At 63.1% G+C, this 16,156-nt stretch carries 16 protein-coding genes; 10 read left to right on the top strand and 6 right to left on the bottom strand.

All coding sequences use genetic code 11. From position 1 onward, the window contains the following. Positions 1–41: 41 nt before the first annotated feature. Positions 42–1,199, top strand: coding sequence for a Gfo/Idh/MocA family protein (locus C8K18_RS08455; RefSeq protein WP_107707214.1), 1,158 nt, complete (start codon positions 42–44; stop codon positions 1,197–1,199). 5 nt (positions 1,200–1,204) lie between these two features. Here the strand turns inward: C8K18_RS08455 and C8K18_RS08450 are convergent, their stop codons facing one another. The 3 genes from C8K18_RS08450 to C8K18_RS08440 form a co-directional block, all read right to left on the bottom strand. After that, positions 1,205–1,465: a hypothetical protein gene (locus tag C8K18_RS08450; protein ID WP_006048566.1), complete on the bottom strand. Its 261-nt coding sequence runs from the start codon at positions 1,463–1,465 to the stop codon at positions 1,205–1,207. A 108-nt stretch (positions 1,466–1,573) separates the two neighbouring features. Next, entirely contained in the window at positions 1,574–2,734 is a 1,161-nt protein-coding gene (locus C8K18_RS08445; RefSeq protein WP_006048565.1) for an ABC transporter substrate-binding protein, read from the bottom strand. Between the two features lie 43 nt (positions 2,735–2,777). Then, positions 2,778–3,719, bottom strand: coding sequence for a CysB family HTH-type transcriptional regulator (locus C8K18_RS08440; protein WP_029971106.1), 942 nt, complete (start codon positions 3,717–3,719; stop codon positions 2,778–2,780). A gap of 235 nt (positions 3,720–3,954) precedes the next feature. Between C8K18_RS08440 and C8K18_RS08435 the strand changes: the two genes are divergently transcribed. The 6 genes from C8K18_RS08435 (at position 3,955) to cobA (ending at position 10,214) form a co-directional block, all read left to right on the top strand. Then, entirely contained in the window at positions 3,955–5,634 is a 1,680-nt protein-coding gene (locus C8K18_RS08435) for a nitrite/sulfite reductase (protein ID WP_029971107.1), read from the top strand. A gap of 22 nt (positions 5,635–5,656) precedes the next feature. After that, entirely contained in the window at positions 5,657–6,214 is a 558-nt protein-coding gene (locus C8K18_RS08430) for a DUF934 domain-containing protein (RefSeq protein WP_006048562.1), read from the top strand. Beyond that, positions 6,211–6,963 (top strand): phosphoadenylyl-sulfate reductase, encoded by a 753-nt coding sequence (locus C8K18_RS08425; RefSeq protein ID WP_029971109.1) that lies wholly within the window; start codon positions 6,211–6,213, stop codon positions 6,961–6,963. Before C8K18_RS08430 ends, C8K18_RS08425 begins: the two co-directional genes overlap by 4 nt. 127 nt (positions 6,964–7,090) lie before the next feature. After that, positions 7,091–8,053: a sulfate adenylyltransferase subunit CysD gene (cysD, locus tag C8K18_RS08420; protein ID WP_006048560.1), complete on the top strand. Its 963-nt coding sequence runs from the start codon at positions 7,091–7,093 to the stop codon at positions 8,051–8,053. Positions 8,054–8,080: 27 nt separating this feature from the next. Continuing rightward, on the top strand, positions 8,081–9,397 hold the full coding sequence (locus C8K18_RS08415) for a sulfate adenylyltransferase subunit 1 (RefSeq protein ID WP_053857662.1): 1,317 nt from the start codon (positions 8,081–8,083) through the stop codon (positions 9,395–9,397). 46 nt (positions 9,398–9,443) lie between these two features. Beyond that, positions 9,444–10,214, top strand: coding sequence for a uroporphyrinogen-III C-methyltransferase (gene cobA / locus C8K18_RS08410; protein WP_107707213.1), 771 nt, complete (start codon positions 9,444–9,446; stop codon positions 10,212–10,214). Positions 10,215–10,250: 36 nt separating this feature from the next. Here the strand turns inward: cobA and C8K18_RS08405 are convergent, their stop codons facing one another. The 3 genes from C8K18_RS08405 to lptF are packed head-to-tail and all read right to left on the bottom strand — an operon-like array spanning position 10,251 to position 12,898. Beyond that, entirely contained in the window at positions 10,251–10,637 is a 387-nt protein-coding gene (locus tag C8K18_RS08405; RefSeq protein WP_107707212.1) for a sirohydrochlorin chelatase, read from the bottom strand. Positions 10,638–10,648: 11 nt separating this feature from the next. After that, the gene (gene lptG / locus C8K18_RS08400) at positions 10,649–11,797 is read right to left on the bottom strand and encodes an LPS export ABC transporter permease LptG (RefSeq protein WP_006048556.1); all 1,149 of its coding nucleotides are present in this window, start codon (positions 11,795–11,797) and stop codon (positions 10,649–10,651) included. A 3-nt stretch (positions 11,798–11,800) separates the two neighbouring features. Further along, the gene (gene lptF, locus C8K18_RS08395; protein ID WP_006048555.1) at positions 11,801–12,898 is read right to left on the bottom strand and encodes an LPS export ABC transporter permease LptF; all 1,098 of its coding nucleotides are present in this window, start codon (positions 12,896–12,898) and stop codon (positions 11,801–11,803) included. 137 nt (positions 12,899–13,035) lie between these two features. Between lptF and C8K18_RS08390 the strand changes: the two genes are divergently transcribed. The 3 genes from C8K18_RS08390 (at position 13,036) to C8K18_RS08380 (ending at position 16,081) form a co-directional block, all read left to right on the top strand. Then, positions 13,036–14,577: a leucyl aminopeptidase gene (locus C8K18_RS08390; protein ID WP_107707211.1), complete on the top strand. Its 1,542-nt coding sequence runs from the start codon at positions 13,036–13,038 to the stop codon at positions 14,575–14,577. 79 nt (positions 14,578–14,656) lie between these two features. Next, entirely contained in the window at positions 14,657–15,073 is a 417-nt protein-coding gene (locus C8K18_RS08385; RefSeq protein ID WP_107707210.1) for a DNA polymerase III subunit chi, read from the top strand. 102 nt (positions 15,074–15,175) lie between these two features. Continuing rightward, on the top strand, positions 15,176–16,081 hold the full coding sequence (locus C8K18_RS08380) for a DUF2486 family protein (protein WP_107707209.1): 906 nt from the start codon (positions 15,176–15,178) through the stop codon (positions 16,079–16,081). The last annotated feature ends 75 nt before the right edge of the window (positions 16,082–16,156 follow it).

Genomic DNA, 16,156 nt, shown 5'->3' with positions numbered 1-16,156 from the left:
GACAGCAACGACAGCAACGACAGGCGAAAGGAAGAAGCGCGATGCCATACAAGAGACTCAGAAGACTCAGGCTAGGGATGGTCGGCGGCGGGCAGGGCGCGTTCATCGGCGCGGTGCATCGGATCGCGGCGCGGCTCGACGATCGCTTCGAACTGGTGGCGGGCGCGTTGTCGTCCGATCCCGAGCGCGCGCGTCAGAGCGCGGCGGAAGCGGGCGTCGGGCGCAGCTACGACGACTGGCGCGAGATGGCGCGCGTGGAAGCGGCACGCGATGACGGCATCGACGCCGTCGCTATCGTCACGCCGAATCATCTGCATGCGCCGGTCGCGACCGCGTTTCTCGAAGCCGGCATCCATGTGGTGTGTGACAAGCCGCTCGCCATTTCGCTCGCCGAAGGCGAAGCGCTGGCGAAACTCGCGCGCGAGAAGAACCGGCTCTTTGCGCTGACGCACACCTACTCCGGCTATCCATTGGTGCGCCACGCACGCGAGATGATCGAAGCGGGCGAACTCGGCCAGATTCGCGTCGTGCAGGTCGAATACGCGCAAGACTGGCTCGCCGAACCGATTGAAAACGGCGGCCTGAACAAGCAGGCCGGCTGGCGCACGGACCCGGCGTTGGCGGGGCCGGCAGGTTGTCTCGGCGATATCGGCACGCATGCTTATCAGCTTGCCGCGTTCGTCACGGGCATGACGCCCGTCGCGCTTTCCGCGGAGTTGCATACGTTCGTGCCTGGACGGCGCATCGACGATCATGTGCAGGCCATGCTGCGCTACGCGAACGGCGCGCGCGGCATGCTGTGGGCGAGCCAGGTCGCGAGCGGCGCGGAGAACGCATTGCGTCTGCGTGTCTACGGAACGAAAGCGAGCCTCGCATTCGATCAGGAGCAGCCCAACGAATTGTGGTTCACGCCGCTCGGCGCAGCAGCGCAGCGTTTGACGCGCGCACGCGTGAGCGGCGCGAGCGCGGCCCATGCGACGCGGGTGCCGGCGGGTCATCCCGAAGGTTATCTGGAAGCGTTCGCGCAGTTGTACAAGGACGCGGCGTTGCAGATCGAGGCGCTGAACGAGGGCCGCGCGCTGCCGCCGGAAAGTCTGTTGCTGACAACCGTGGATGACGGCGTGGCGGGTCTGCGTTTTATCGACGCCGTGCTGGCGAGCAGCGCGGCCGATGGTCAGTGGCGCGAGATTGCGCCGTAACCGTTCTAACCGCCTTTGCTCTTCTTGATCTGCGCTTCGAATGCGATATCGAGCTTGCTTGCCTTGCGAGGCTTGGGCGGGCCGTATGCGTCGACGAACTTGACGAAGTCGTCCAGCGTGAGCGGGTCGGAGACTTTCTTGTCGGAGCCGCCTGATTTGTCGACGAGATAAAAGAGGCCGCCCGAGAGGCTGATCGCGGCGAACTGCGGATTGCCGCTGCGCGTTTTCAGGCGCTCGACGGCGTGGATGGCTCGCGTGGTGCGCATGGTGTGGTAATGCCGGTCGGTTGAAGACTACTACTTTAACAATTTCAGCGCGGCGGTTAAGTTACGCGTGAAGCGCCGCTCCTCGCGTAACCGTCGCTTGTTAGACGCTTACTGGCTCAAGTACACGAACTTGCCGTTCTTAATGATGCCCATCACGCTCGCGCGCTGATCCAGTCCCACGTGATCCTTCGCGCTCGTACTCACGACGCCGTTCGGCACCACCAGTTCATGGGCGTGCTCGAGTTCGTTGCGCAGCGCCACGCGGAAAGCCTGCGTTCCCGGTTGCGCCGTCTTCAGCGCGCGCGTGACCGCATCCTGTAGACGCGGATAGACGCCCGCTGCATCGCCCGCGAATTGCGTGACGCTGCCGGCGCCGTACTTCGCTTCATAGTCGTTCGCGAACGCGAGCGCCGCTTTTTTCGCGGGATGATCCGCCGGCAACGTGCGCGCGACGACGACCGGCTGCGTCGGAAACAGCGTGCCTTCGACGTCCTTGCCGCCCAGCTTGATGAACTCCGGCGTCGCGATGCCGTGCGTCTGATAGATCGGCCCTTTATAACCGCGCTCGATCAGCGTGCGCTGCGGCAGCACCGTCGGCGTGCCCGCGCCGGCGATCAGAATCGCGTCGGGCTTCGCGGCCATCAGCTTGAGAATCTGCCCGGTGACGCTCGCGTCGGTGCGGTTATAGCGCTCGGTCGCGACCAGTTGAATGTGGCGCAGCGCGGCAAACTTGCTGAACTCGTTGAGCCAGCTTTCGCCGTAGCCGTCCGCGAAACCGATGAAGCCCACCGTCTTCACGTTATGGTTCGACATGTAGCGCGTCATCACGTCGGCCATCGCGCTGTCGGTCTGCGCCATCTTGTAGGCCCACACCTTCTTGCCTTCCTGCGGCTCGACCACGCTGGCGGAGCCGATCAGCGTGATCATCGGCGTCTGGCTCTCGGCGACCGGATCGAGCGCGGCCATCGCGGCCGGCGTGATGTTCGGGCCGACGATCACGTCGACGTGGTCTTCGTTGATCAGCTTGCGGATATTGCGCACGGCGGCGCCGGGATCGGACGCGTCGTCGAGAAAAATATAGTCGGCTTTCTGGCCGGCGATGGTGGCCGGCCACATCAGCATCGCGTTCTTGCTGGTGATGCCGATCACGGCGGCCGGGCCGGTGCTCGACAGGTCGATGCCGACCTTGATGTCGGCATGCGCGGCGGTGGCGAGCAAGAGCGCGCCGAGAGCGGCGAGGCCGCGAAGTCTGTTTTTATGCGACGTCATCGATGGGTCTCCGTAGCGGACAAAGCAAAGCGCGTTGGTCAAATCAAAGTTCGTAGGTTTCGTGTTCGCCCTTGAGCGCCTGTTCGATCAGCCTGCGGTTCAGGCCCGGCGACAGAAGCTCGACCAGCGTATACACATAGCTGCGCAGATACGCGCCGTGCTTGAGCGCGACCCGCGTCACGTTGCTGCCGAACAGGTGGCCGACCGGCATCGCGCGCAGATGACGGTCGCGCTCGGCGTTAAACGCGATGTCCGCCATGATGCCGACGCCGAGGCCGAGTTCGACATAGGTTTTGATCACGTCGGCGTCGATCGCCTCGAGCACGATGTCCGGATGCAGCGCGCGCAGCCGGAACGCCTCGTTGATCTTGGTGCGGCCGGCGAACGCGTTGTCGTAGGTGATCAGCGGATACTGCGTCAGATCGTCCAGCGACAACAGCTTGCGGTCGAGCAGCGGGTGATCCGGCTGCATCACGGCGACGTGATGCCACTGGAAGCACGGCAGCGAGACGAGTTCTTTATAGTTGGAGATCGCCTCGGTGGCGATGCAGAGGTCCGCCTGGTCATGCAGCACCATCTCGGCCACTTGCGTCGGGCTGCCTTGCAGAATCGAAAGGTGAACCTTCGGGAAGCGTTTCTTGAACTCCGCGATGGCGGCGGGCAGCGAATAGCGCGCCTGCGTGTGCGTGGCCGCGATCACCAGGTTGCCCTGATCCTGCGCCGCGTAGTCCTTGCCGACGCGTTTCAGGCTCTCGACTTCCTGCAAAATACGCTCGACCGATTGCAGGATGATGCGCCCCGGTTCGGTCAGCGAACGCACGCGCTTGCCGTGGCGCGTGAAGATTTCCACGCCCAGCTCGTCCTCGAGCTCGATGATCGCCTTGGAAACCCCCGGCTGGCTTGTAAACAGCGCCTTGGCCGCTTCGGTCAGATTGAAGTTCTGCCGCACAGCCTCGCGGACGAAGCGGAACTGATGCAGGTTCATATAACCTCTCCGCATATCAAAAGAATTTTTTAGTCGTTTGAAATATAAGGCGAGTTTATTACGATCTGTCCATCTTTTTCAATATGGATATCTGTATTTGTTATAAGCAAATGAGAGATAGGTCTAAACCCTGACTCGATCGAGCTGACAAACACGGATGTTCAGAAGCGCGGTGGAACCGGAGCGCCGGTCGCCGGACCGTCGTGTGTGCAAGCCAAAAAATTGGGGTCCCCGAATGTACCAATACGATCAGTACGACCAGACCATCGTCGATGAACGGGTCGCGCAGTACGCCGATCAGGTTCGCCGCCGCTTGTCGGGCGAATTGAGCGAAGAGGAGTTCCGTCCGCTGCGTCTGCAGAACGGCCTGTACTACCAGCGCCACGCGTACATGCACCGCATCGCGATTCCCTACGGCAATCTGCGCAGCGACCAGCTTCGCATGCTGGCCGTGATCGCGCGCGAGCACGACCGCGGCTATGGCCATTTCTCGACGCGCTCGAACATCCAGTACAACTGGATCAAGCTCGAGGAAACGCCGGAGATTCTGCGCAAGCTCGCGTCGGTGCAGATGCACGCGATCCAGACGTCGGGCAATTGCATCCGCAACATTACCGCCGATCAGTTCGCGGGCGTGGCGCCCGACGAATTCGTCGACCCGCGGCCGTGGGCGGAAATTCTGCGTCAATGGTCGACGTTCCACCCCGAGTTCCTGTGGCTGCCGCGCAAGTTCAAGATCGCCGTTTCGGGTTCGCAGGAAGATCGCGCCGCCGTGCAGATTCACGACATGGGCGTGTATGTGAAGCGCAACGCGCAGGGCGAACTCGTGGTCGACATTCTGGCGGGCGGCGGTTTGGGCCGCACGCCGATCGTCGGCGCGGTCATTCGTCGCGATCTGCCCTGGCAACATCTGCTGACGTACAGCGAAGCCGTGCTGCGCGTGTACAACCGCTACGGCCGCCGCGACAACATGTACAAGGCGCGTATCAAGATTCTGGTGAAGGCGCTGTCGCCGGAGAAGTTCGCCGCGCAGGTCGAAGAGGAATGGCAGCATCTGAAGGACGGTCCTTCGACGCTGACGCAAGCCGAACTCGATCGCGTGTCGCAATACTTCCAGCCGCCGGTGTACGAGAAGCTCGCCGACACCGACGCTTCGTTCGAAAAGCATCTGCTCGAAAACCGTGGCTTCGCGCGTTGGGTCGAGCGCAATGTGCGTCCGCATAAGGTCGCGGGTTACGCGGCCGTGACGCTGTCGCTGAAAAACGGCATCGTCGCGCCGGGCGACGCAACCGACGCGCAAATGGAAGCCGTCGCGGATTGGGCCGACGAGTATTCGCTGGGCGAAGTTCGCGTGTCGCACGAACAGAATCTGATTCTCGCGAACGTCAAGAAGCGCGACCTGTTCGCGCTGTGGGAAAAGGCCAAGGCGCAAGGTTTTGCGACGCCGAACATCGGCTTGCTGACCGACATCATCGCGTGCCCGGGCGGCGATTTCTGCTCGCTCGCGAATGCCAAGTCGATCCCGATTGCACTCGCGATTCAGGAGCGTTTCAACGATCTGGACTTCGTGTACGACCTGGGCGACGTGTCGCTGAATATCTCGGGTTGCATCAACGCTTGCGGTCATCACCATGTGGGCAACATCGGCATTCTGGGGGTCGATAAGGACGGCTCGGAGTGGTATCAGGTGACGCTCGGCGGCGAGCAGGGCACCGGCGCAACGGGCGCGCATCTCGGCCGCGTGATCGGCCCGTCGTTCTCGGCGGAAGAAATGCCGGACGTGATCTCGAAGGTGATCGACACGTTCGTCGAGCATCGCGAGGAAGGCGAGCGTTTCATCGACACGTACAGCCGCATCGGCATCGCTCCGTTTAAGGAACGCGTGTACGCATCGCGTCAACCGGCTCACGCGTAAGCGCGCAAAGGATACAGAACAGATGGCTTCTATCATCAAGAATCGCGCGATCGTCAACGATGACTGGACGCTCGTGCGTCCCGCCGAAGACGGCTCGCTGCCCGCGGTGAACGAACTGCCGGCCGGCAAGATCATCGTGCCGCTGGCATTCTGGCAAGCGGAGCGCGACGCATTGAGCGCCTCGCGTGGCGCCGCTGAACTCGGCGTGTGGCTTGCGCCGGACAGCGAACCGGCGGACATCGCCGGCGATTTCGACAAGCTCGCGGTAATCGCCGTGGACTTCCCGGTGTTTCGTGACGGCCGCGGCTACAGCATCGGCCGCCTGCTGCGCGAGCGCTATGGCTACAAGGGCGAATTGCGCGCCATCGGCGACGTGCTGCGCGACCAGGTGCGTTTGATGTTGCGTTGCGGCTTCGACGCATTCGCCGTGCGCGCGGATAAAGACATTAGCGACGCCATCAAGGCATTCGACGATTTCACCGTGCAGTATCAGGGCGCATTCGATGAACCGGCGCCGCTGTTCCGCCGCCGCGCTGCTTCGGCTTCGTCGTCGGCTGCTTCGCAAAAGGTTTCGGCATGAGCGCCGCTTTATCGCAGTCGCTCGCGCCCGAACTCGCTGCCAAGGTCGAGCGCCTCAATGCGCTGCTCGATTCGATCGCCGCGCGTCACGCGAACGTGAAGTTCGCGAGCAGCCTCGCCGCCGAAGACATGCTGCTCACGCACGCGATCCTGTCGCGCGGCGTGAAGATCGGCATCTTCTCGCTGAATACTGGCCGCTTGCACGCCGAGACGCTCGGCATGATCGATCGCGTGAAAGAGCGTTATGGCTACGACATCGAGCAGTTTCATCCGCAGGCTGCCGCCGTCGAAGAATACGTCACGTCACATGGTCTGAACGCGTTCTATGAAAGCGTCGATCTGCGCAAGCGCTGCTGCGAGATCCGCAAGGTCGAGCCGCTCAATCGCGCGCTGTCGGATGTCAGCGCATGGGTGACGGGCCAGCGCCGCGAACAGTCGGTGACGCGTGCCGAACTGCACGAGGAAGAGCACGACGCCGCGCGCAACATCGCGAAGTTCAATCCGCTCACGGACTGGACCGAAGCCGAAGTATGGGATTACCTCAAGGCGTTCGACGTGCCGGTGAATCCGCTGCATGCGCGCGGTTATCCGAGCATTGGCTGCGAGCCGTGCACGCGCGCCGTGCGTCCCGGCGAGGACAGCCGCGCGGGCCGCTGGTGGTGGGAGTCGCGCGACACGAAGGAATGCGGACTGCACATCACGACGATCACGCCGATTGCGGTGGATCGCAGCGAGAACGCCCCGGCCTGAAGCATCGCTTATTGATGCGGCGTGGAGTTGAAGACTTGTCTTTGCTTCTTCACGCCGCACATACCGAATTGAATCTGTGCGCTTCGCGAGCAACCGCTCGACAAGCGAATCAACGAAGGACCCAAACATGAGCACCACGCTCGATTCCACTGTCAACGCTCCGCTTGCCAACACGGCGAACCGGATGGATCACCTCGATTGGCTCGAAGCCGAGTCGATTCATATCCTGCGCGAACTGGTCGCCGAATGCAGCAAGCCGGCGCTGCTGTTTTCGGGCGGCAAGGATTCGGTCGTCGTGCTCGCGCTCGCACTGAAGGCGTTCGGCATCGGCGCGAATCGCAAGACCGTGCTGCCGTTTCCGCTCGTGCATATCGACACGGGCCACAACTACGACGAAGTGATCGACTTCCGCGACCGTCGCGCGAAAGAGATCGGCGCGGAACTGGTGGTTGGCCACGTTGAAGATTCGATCAAGCGCGGCACGGTGCGTCTGCGTCGCGAAACGGATTCGCGCAATGCGGCGCAAGCGGTGACGTTGCTTGAAACCATCGAACAGCATGGCTATACCGCGCTGATCGGCGGCGCGCGTCGCGACGAAGAAAAGGCCCGCGCGAAAGAGCGCATCTTCTCGTTCCGCGACGAGTTCGGCCAATGGGACCCGAAGGCGCAGCGCCCCGAACTGTGGAGCCTGTACAACGCGCGTCTGCATAACGGCGAACATCTGCGCGTGTTCCCGATTTCGAACTGGACCGAACTCGACGTGTGGCAATACATTGCGCGCGAGAAGCTCGAATTGCCGTCGATCTATTACGCGCACCAACGCGAGATCGTGCGCCGCAACGGCCTGCTCGTGCCCGTCACGCCGCTCACGCCGATGCGCGAAGGCGAAGTCAGCGAAACGGCGGTGGTGCGTTTCCGCACGGTCGGCGACATTAGCTGCACGTGTCCCGTTGAAAGCGATGCGGACGATCTGGAAAAGATCATCGCCGAAACGGCCGTGACCGAAATCACGGAGCGCGGCGCGACCCGGATGGACGATCAGGTCTCCGAGGCCGCGATGGAACAGCGCAAGAAGCAAGGTTATTTCTAAGCACGCCGACATACGTAAAGGAACATCATGAGCAGCATTCACCAACCAGAAGACCTCGGCGTGCTTCGCTTCATCACCGCGGGCAGCGTCGACGACGGCAAGAGCACGTTGATCGGCCGCCTGCTGTACGACAGCAAGGCTGTGTTGAGCGACCAGCTTTCCGCGTTGTCGCGCGCGAAGAACAAGCGCACCGTCGGCGACGAAATCGACCTCGCGCTCCTCACCGACGGTCTCGAAGCCGAACGCGAGCAGGGCATCACGATCGACGTCGCGTATCGCTACTTCGCGACCGCGAAGCGCAAGTTCATCATCGCCGATACGCCGGGCCACGAGCAGTACACGCGCAACATGGTGACGGGCGCATCGACCGCGCACGCGGCGATCATTCTCGTCGACGCAACGCGCGTGACCTTCGTCGACGGCGTTGCGCAACTGTTGCCGCAGACCAAGCGTCACAGCGCGATCGTGAAGCTGCTCGGCTTGCAGCATGCGATCGTCGCGATCAACAAGATGGATCTGGTCGATTACAGCGAGACGCGCTTCAACGAGATTCGCGACGCGTATGTCGAACTCGCGCGTCAGCTCGGTTTGAGCGATGTGCGCTTCGTGCCGGTGTCGGCGCTCAAGGGCGACAACATCGTGACGGCCAGCGAACGCATGCCGTGGTACGCGGGCGAGCCGCTGCTCGATCTGCTCGAAGCGCTGCCGGTGCAAGTGCCGACGGGCCAGGCGCTGCGTTTCCCGGTGCAATGGGTCGCGCGCCAGGACGGCAGCCAGGCCGACGACTTCCGCGGCTATATGGGCCGCGTCGAAGCGGGCGAGGTGAAGGTCGGCGACACGATCGTCGTGCTGCCGGCTAATCGCGAAGCGACGGTTGCTGAGATCATCGCGCCGGTGGTGGGCGGCACGGCTGCGGTAGACCGCGCGTTTGCCGGTCAGACGGTGACGATCCGTCTCGCGGAAGACGTCGACGTGTCGCGCGGCGATACCTTCGTGCTGCGCGAGGCCGCGCCTGAACCCGCGAAGAAGCTCGAGGCCGACCTGTGCTGGTTTGACGACACGCCGCTGTCGACACAGCGCAAGTATCTGCTGAAGCAGACCACCAACACTGTGTTCGCGCGCATCGGCTCCATCAAGGAAGTGCTCGACGTGCATACGCTGTCGCAGTCGACGGATCGCCGCGAGCTCGCGATGAACGACATCGGCCGCGTGGCGCTCACGTTGCAAAAGCCGCTGGTGTGCGACGTGTACGACTCGCATCAGGGCACGGGCGCGTTCGTGCTGATCGACGAAGCGACGCATCACACAGTCGCGGCCGGCATGATCCGCGCGTTCTCGGCGTAACGGCGATTGATTGGCAGCGAGCGCACTGACGAACAGGCTGACACACATGGGTAAGGTTTATCTGATCGGCGCGGGACCAGGCGCCGCCGACCTGATCACGGTGCGCGGTGCGCGGCTTCTCGCGAGCGCCGACGTCGTGCTGCACGACGCGCTGGTGGAGCCGGCGATGCTCGACTACGCGCCGTCCCACGCAAAGCGGATTGCTGTCGGCAAGCGCTGCGGACAGCTATCGACGGCGCAGCAGTTCATCAACAAGCAGATCGTCGATGCGGCGCTCGAACACGAAGTCGTCGTGCGCCTGAAGGGCGGCGATCCGATGCTGTTCGGTCGCGCGGACGAGGAAATGCGTGCGCTCGAGGCCGCGGGCATCGAGTATGAAGTGGTGCCTGGCATCACGGCTGCGCTCGCCAGCGCGGCCTCCCTGAAGCGTTCATTGACGTTGCGCGGCGTGTCGCGCAGCGTCGCACTCGCGACGTTCAGCCGCGCGCCGGGCTCCGATGAAATTCGCGAGCAGGTGAACGCCGATTCGCTCGTGTTCTATATGGGGCGTGACAGCGGCGTCGAGATTGCGCAGCAGTTGATCGACGCGGGCAAGCCGGTTTCGACGCCCGTGGCGATTGTCGAGGCCTGCAGCACCGAGCGTGAGCGCATGCTGACGTTGACGCTCGAAGAGCTGGCTGCGGGGGAAGCGCAAAGATGGCTGGACGCTTCGCAACCGAGTCTGTTGATGATCGGCGAGGCGTTTGCGGCGCGCGGAGGTGTGAAGGCGAAGGACGCGGCGCGCTCTGTGGCGGGTGGGATTCTGGTGGCGGCTTAAACGCCGGCTGCAACTAGCGATCCTGGAACAAAAGAATCACCCCTGCCGCAAGCAATACCCCACGACAGCATCGAGCACAGCCTCATCCTCACCCACGGCAACCGCGCACGTAATCTCCACCGAAGGCTGCGCGTCGCGGCAACGCTGAATCAACTCGGGCAGATCTTTCCTGATATGCCCGCCTTGCCCGAAGAACACGGGCACGACGGTAATCGCATCGCAGCCGTCGGCAACGAGTTCGCCGACCGCGGTGGGTAAGTCCGGCTCCATCAACTCGAGAAAAGCGAGACGCACACGGCCATCGTCGCCGTTCGCGCCCGAAGCGCGCGCTGCGCGCAGCTTCTGCGCGAGCCGCTCAAAGGGCTCACGCCAGCGCACATCGCGTGCGCCATGCCCAAACAGGATCAACCCATGCGTAGCCATCGCGAAGGCTCCTAATGGCGATCAACCCACTTTAGCCCGACGAGGCCGAGCACCAGATAAACCAGTCCAGGCGTGGCCGCCGTCAACGGCGCTGGCCACGTGTTTAGCGTGCCGATATGCGAGAACAGCGTGTTGAACAACTGGAAGCTCATGCCGAGCATGATCCCGCCGAACACCTTCATACCGACCACGCCGGCGCGCGTATGCAGATACGCAAAGGGTAGCGACAGCACCAGCATCACGAACACCGCAAACGGATACAGCACCTTGCGCCACAGCGCGATTTCATAGCGCTGCGTGTCCTGATGATTCTCGGTCAAATGCTGAATGTAGCGGAAGAGGTTGAACATCGACATGCGATCCGGCGACACCAGCAGCACCGACAGAATCTGCGGCGTCAATTCCGAGCGCAACGAATATTCGGGCAGCGCAACCTGCCTCGCGCGATACACCGGATTCAGCGCATCGGCCGGCGTGCCGGAAGGCGGGGGCACGTCGATCAACTGCGTATCCGTCACGCCGGTCAATTGCCAATGACCGGGCGGCTGATACACGCCGCTCTTCGCAATGCGCACATTCGAAAGCCGGAACTTCGAATCGAACTCGTAAATGCGGACATTGCTGATGGTCGCGTCCGGCTTCAGTTCGCCGACGTTGACAAAGCGCGTGACCTGCTCGCCGTCGGCGCGCGCGGTCAGCGTGTCCTTCACCCAGACGCCCGACTGGAAGTTGCTCGACACCGACGACCCGAGCGCCTCGAGCCGCACGCGCTCGGACAACTGATCCGTGTACGGGCCGACCACTTCGCCGATCAGGTACGTCAAAAACACCAGCGGAATGCCGATTTTCAGCAGCGAGCGCAGCGCCTGATTAGTGGCGAGCCCGGACACGCGAAAGATCGTGTACTCGGAATTCGCCGCCATTTGCGCGAACACGTAGATCGCGCTGATCAGCGCGGCGACCGGAATGATCTCGTAGAAACGCGACGGCGTTTGCAGCGCGACGCGCAGCACCGCGTACTGGAATTTATAGTTGCCGTGACCGACCGAGTTCAGTTCGTTGATCAGGTCGAAGAAAAAGAACAGGCCCGAAAACGCGAACAGAATGAAAATGAACGTGAGGTAGACCTGACGCGCGAAGTACCTTTCATAGATGCGCATTGATCAGGCTCCCTGCGAACGGCTGAACATGGCCCTCGTGAAGAGCGGCCGGTTGCGCACGCGCAGCCAGAAGATAAACGCGACAATCGCTGCCACGATGACATGCAGAATCACGAGCCCGAGCGCGAACGACATCTTGCCTTGCTCGATCCACGACTGCACGACGTTCAGCAGATTCGAATACGTCAGATAGATCAGCACGGCCATCACGAGGTTGATCGTGCGGCTGCGCCGCGGGTTCTGATGCGCGAGCGGAATGGCGAGCAGCATCAGATTGATTGCGATGAGCGGCAGCCCCGCGCGCCACGCGAATTCGGCGAGATTCACCTGGGTCGGATTGCGCAGCAGCGTGAGCGTGGGCGTGCCCGTCGTGGTGGGCGTGTTGACCACCGGCTGACTCTCGATTTTGACGCCGTAACGCTCGAACTCCATGATGCGGAAATCCGGATGCCCCGGCTCGCCTTCATAGCGCCGGCCGTTTTCGAGCACGACGAAGCGGTCGCCGTTCTTGTGCGTTTCGGTATGGCCGTTCTTCGACACCACCACGTTGACCTTGCCGTTCTCGGTGCTCGTCACGAATACGTTCTCGACGTGGCCCTGATCCGGCGACATCTTCTCGATGAAGAACACACGATGACTGCTAGCCGATTCGCGGAACTGGCCTGGCGCGAGCAGTGAAACTTCGTCGCGCTGCTGAAAGCGCGCGCGGATCATTTTGCTTTGCTGATTCGACCACGGCCAGCCGACGAATACGAAGAAACAGATAAGAATAATGATCGGCGTGGCGAACATGCCGATGGGCTTGATAAACCGGGTGAGACTCACGCCCGACGAAAGCCACACGACCATCTCGGAGTCTTTGTACCAGCGCGTCAGCACGAACAGGATCGACACGAACAAAGTGGCGACGAGCATGATGGCGAGATAGCCGATCACGGTCAGGCCGATCAGGACCAGCACGTCGCGCGGGTCGATCTCGCCTTGCGCCGCGAAGCCGACGATGCGGATCATCATCGTGGTCAGCACGAGCGTAAGCAGAACCATGAACACGGCACCAGCCGTATACGCGAGTTCGCGCTGGAGGGAGCGTTCGAAGATCATTATTGATGACGAGAGGGGGCGCTCTCAGCGACGCGCGGATTGCTTTCCGCCACGCCTCCGGTGCAGCCGCCGCAGGAAAAATAGCGGATAATTGCGGCTTTCATCCTAAGCCCAGATTTTATCCGAGGACAAGCGCGATGGACTTTAGCATAAAAGCCTGTGATTGGACCAAAGGCTCGTCAAACGGTTTCCTCACCGGGAAATCGGATTGCATCGTAATCGGCGTGTTCGAGTCGCAGACGCTCTCGGGCGCGGCACTCGAAATCGACGTAGCCACCAAGGGCCTCCTGACCCGCATCATCAAGGCGGGCGACATGGAAGGCAAAGCGGGCAGCACGCTGTTCCTGCATGAAGTCTCGGGTATCGGCGCATCGCGCGTGCTGCTCGTCGGGCTCGGCAAACAGGACGCTTTCAGTCAGAAAGCCTATGGCGAAGCGGTGCGCGCGGCATGGCGCGCGTTGCTCGCCACCAAGGTCGTGCAGGTCACGTTCACGCTGGCGCAACTGCCCATCCTCGAGCGTTCGGCCGACTGGGCTGTGCGCGCCGCGATTCTCGCGCTGCGCGAACTGACCTACAAGTTCACGCAGATGAAGAGCAAGCCGGACAACTCGGCGCGCGCGCTGAAACGCATCGTGTTCAGCGTGAATACCGGCGACGAGAAGGCCGCCAAGCTCGCCGCGAAGCAGGGCGCCGCGCTCGCCAACGGCATGGACCTGACGCGCGACCTCGGCAATCTGCCGAGCAACGTCTGCACGCCGACTTATCTCGCGAACACCGCGAAGAAGCTCGCGAAAGACTGGAAGCTGAAGGTCGAAGTGCTCGGCGAAAAACAGTGCGAAGCGCTGAAGATGGGCTCGTTCCTGTCGGTGACGGCGGGCTCCACCGAACCCGCGCAGTTCATCGTGCTGCAGTACCAGGGCGGCGCCGCGAAGGCCGCGCCGGTCGTGCTGGTCGGCAAGGGCGTGACGTTCGACACGGGCGGCATTTCGCTCAAGCCCGGCGAAGGCATGGACGAAATGAAGTACGACATGTGCGGCGCCGGTTCGGTGCTGGGCACATTGCGCGGGGTCGCCGAAATGGGCCTGAAGATCAATGTGGTCGGCATCATTCCGGCTGTCGAGAACATGCCTTCGGGCACGGCCACGAAGCCGGGCGACATCGTCACGAGCATGAAGGGCCTGACAATCGAAGTGCTCAACACGGACGCCGAAGGCCGTCTGATCTTGTGCGACGCGCTCACTTATGCGGAGCGCTTCAAGCCCGCCGCGGTGATCGACATTGCCACGCTGACGGGCGCTTGCATCATCGCGCTCGGTCATCACAACAGCGGCCTCTTCTCCAAAAACGACGCGCTGGCGGGCGAGCTGCTCGACGCATCGCGCGAGGCATCGGACCCGGCGTGGCGGCTGCCGCTCGACGACGAGTATCAGGAACAGCTCAAGTCGAATTTCGCGGACCTCGCGAATATCGGCGGCCGGCCGGCGGGCAGCGTGACGGCGGCGTGCTTCCTGTCGCGCTTCACCGACGCGTATCCGTGGGCGCATCTGGACATTGCCGGCACGGCGTGGAAGAGCGGCGCGGCGAAGGGCGCCACCGGACGTCCGGTGCCGTTGCTCGCGCAGTTCTTGATCGATCGCGCCGCGGACGGTCGGGCCGTGGACGGCCGCGCGGCGCAATGACGCATCGCAGTAACGTTGCGCGCGTCGCAGGTGTCCCACGTGTCGCAGAGCGCGCCGAAAGCGTAAAGCGGGGCCGCCGATGACTCGAATCGACTTCCATTCGAACGTCGGCGACTCGCTGCTTTATGCGTGCCGCCTGGTGCGCAAGGCGTATCAGGCGGGGCAGCCCACCATCGTCGTGGCTGAGCCCGAGCGGCTGCGCGCGTTCGACGAGCAGCTGTGGACTTTCTCGGCGCTCGACTTCGTGCCGCACTGCATGGCGGGCACGCCGCTCGCCGCGCAAACGCCGATCGTGCTGGCCGCGAACCTCGACGACGTGCCGCATCATCAGGTGCTTCTCAATCTCGGTGCGACGGTGCCCTCGCAGTTCGCGCGCTTCGAAAGGTTGCTCGAAGTGGTCGGTAACGCACATGACGAACTCATTGCCGGGCGCGAGCGCTATCGCTTCTATCGCGATCGCGGCTATGCTTTGAACAACTATAAGCAGGGCGGCTAGAGCTTCGTCCCGCCTCGCGTCATGTGTTGCGTTGTGTCCTGTCAAGGCGCGCCGGCGCATACGCGGCCTGCTTCCGCTACGACTCAAACACGGAGGGCGCACGTGTCCGATTCCAACGATAATTCGATTCCTATTCTGCAAGAGGTGCTCGTGCCGGGCCATGCGGCGCAACGGCGCGAGCCGCAGAGCGGCGGTGGGGGTGCGGGTGCGGCTGGTGTGCCGGGGGCTGTGCCGGGCGGTGGTGAATCGGCTGGTGCTGCGGCGGCTGGTACTGCGGCGGCTGGTACTGCGGCGGCGCCGGCTACTACCCGGACCGATACTCAGGGCACGGCTCAGGCCGGTACTCCAACTGCCGCTCAGCCCGCTGAGGCCGCTATTCAGCCTACGGCTCCGAGTGCCCCTCAGAGTGCAGCTCAGCCCGCGGCTCGCTCCGATACACCTCTTCGCGAACCCGAGGACCTGCGTGAGCCCAGCCTGACACCAGAGCCCGAACTCGCGCCGCAGCCGGTTCTCTCGCCCGAACAAACGTTGACCCCCGAGCCCGTGCTTGCACCGGAGCCTGGCGCAGCGACGCCGGCGCATTCCGCACAGCACGCACAGCCAACCACCTATCCCGACGATGCCCATCGCGCAGCCGAAGCCGAGCACGCGCATGACGAGGTGCTGGCTGCATCGGCGGGCGTGTTCGATCGCACCGAGCCGCCGACGCCGCTCGAGGCGGGCGCCACCGTCCCGCCGGACTTCGCGCACGAAGTGGGCGAGCAGGCATCGTCCGCCGTCGATGCAGAGGTCATCGCCGGGCGTCTACAGGAACGATTCGCGGATTTTCTCGCGGGCGATGGGCGCGGCATCGTCGAAGCGCGCTGCCGCAGCGCCGTGCAGGAGCACACCACGCGGCTCGTCGATCAGATCACACGCGAAGTGGTGTCCACGCTCGCGAACGAAATGACGGGCTGGGTACGCGAAGCGGTGGAAGCGGAGATCGCGCGGCGAACACCGAAAGCGTGATCGAAGAGAGGGTCGCGTATCGAGCGCGGCTCGCGCCGTGGCGCTGATAGTTCAGGCGCGGCCCGCTCGTACCCG

It is taken from the genome of Paraburkholderia sp. GV068 (assembly GCF_003058125.1).
Lineage (GTDB): Bacteria > Pseudomonadota > Gammaproteobacteria > Burkholderiales > Burkholderiaceae > Paraburkholderia > Paraburkholderia graminis.
Note: the sequence above shows the minus strand (reverse complement) of the source record. Positions and strands in the feature narration are given on the sequence as shown.

Coding starts and splice junctions, on each gene's coding strand:
- C8K18_RS08455 (WP_107707214.1), top strand. CDS start 42: ATGCCATACAAGAGACTCAGAAGACTCAGGCTAGGGATGGTCGGCGGC.
- C8K18_RS08450 (WP_006048566.1), bottom strand. CDS start 1,465: ATGCGCACCACGCGAGCCATCCACGCCGTCGAGCGCCTGAAAACGCGC.
- C8K18_RS08445 (WP_006048565.1), bottom strand. CDS start 2,734: ATGACGTCGCATAAAAACAGACTTCGCGGCCTCGCCGCTCTCGGCGCG.
- C8K18_RS08440 (WP_029971106.1), bottom strand. CDS start 3,719: ATGAACCTGCATCAGTTCCGCTTCGTCCGCGAGGCTGTGCGGCAGAAC.
- C8K18_RS08435 (WP_029971107.1), top strand. CDS start 3,955: ATGTACCAATACGATCAGTACGACCAGACCATCGTCGATGAACGGGTC.
- C8K18_RS08430 (WP_006048562.1), top strand. CDS start 5,657: ATGGCTTCTATCATCAAGAATCGCGCGATCGTCAACGATGACTGGACG.
- C8K18_RS08425 (WP_029971109.1), top strand. CDS start 6,211: ATGAGCGCCGCTTTATCGCAGTCGCTCGCGCCCGAACTCGCTGCCAAG.
- cysD (WP_006048560.1), top strand. CDS start 7,091: ATGAGCACCACGCTCGATTCCACTGTCAACGCTCCGCTTGCCAACACG.
- C8K18_RS08415 (WP_053857662.1), top strand. CDS start 8,081: ATGAGCAGCATTCACCAACCAGAAGACCTCGGCGTGCTTCGCTTCATC.
- cobA (WP_107707213.1), top strand. CDS start 9,444: ATGGGTAAGGTTTATCTGATCGGCGCGGGACCAGGCGCCGCCGACCTG.
- C8K18_RS08405 (WP_107707212.1), bottom strand. CDS start 10,637: ATGGCTACGCATGGGTTGATCCTGTTTGGGCATGGCGCACGCGATGTG.
- lptG (WP_006048556.1), bottom strand. CDS start 11,797: ATGCGCATCTATGAAAGGTACTTCGCGCGTCAGGTCTACCTCACGTTC.
- lptF (WP_006048555.1), bottom strand. CDS start 12,898: ATGATCTTCGAACGCTCCCTCCAGCGCGAACTCGCGTATACGGCTGGT.
- C8K18_RS08390 (WP_107707211.1), top strand. CDS start 13,036: ATGGACTTTAGCATAAAAGCCTGTGATTGGACCAAAGGCTCGTCAAAC.
- C8K18_RS08385 (WP_107707210.1), top strand. CDS start 14,657: ATGACTCGAATCGACTTCCATTCGAACGTCGGCGACTCGCTGCTTTAT.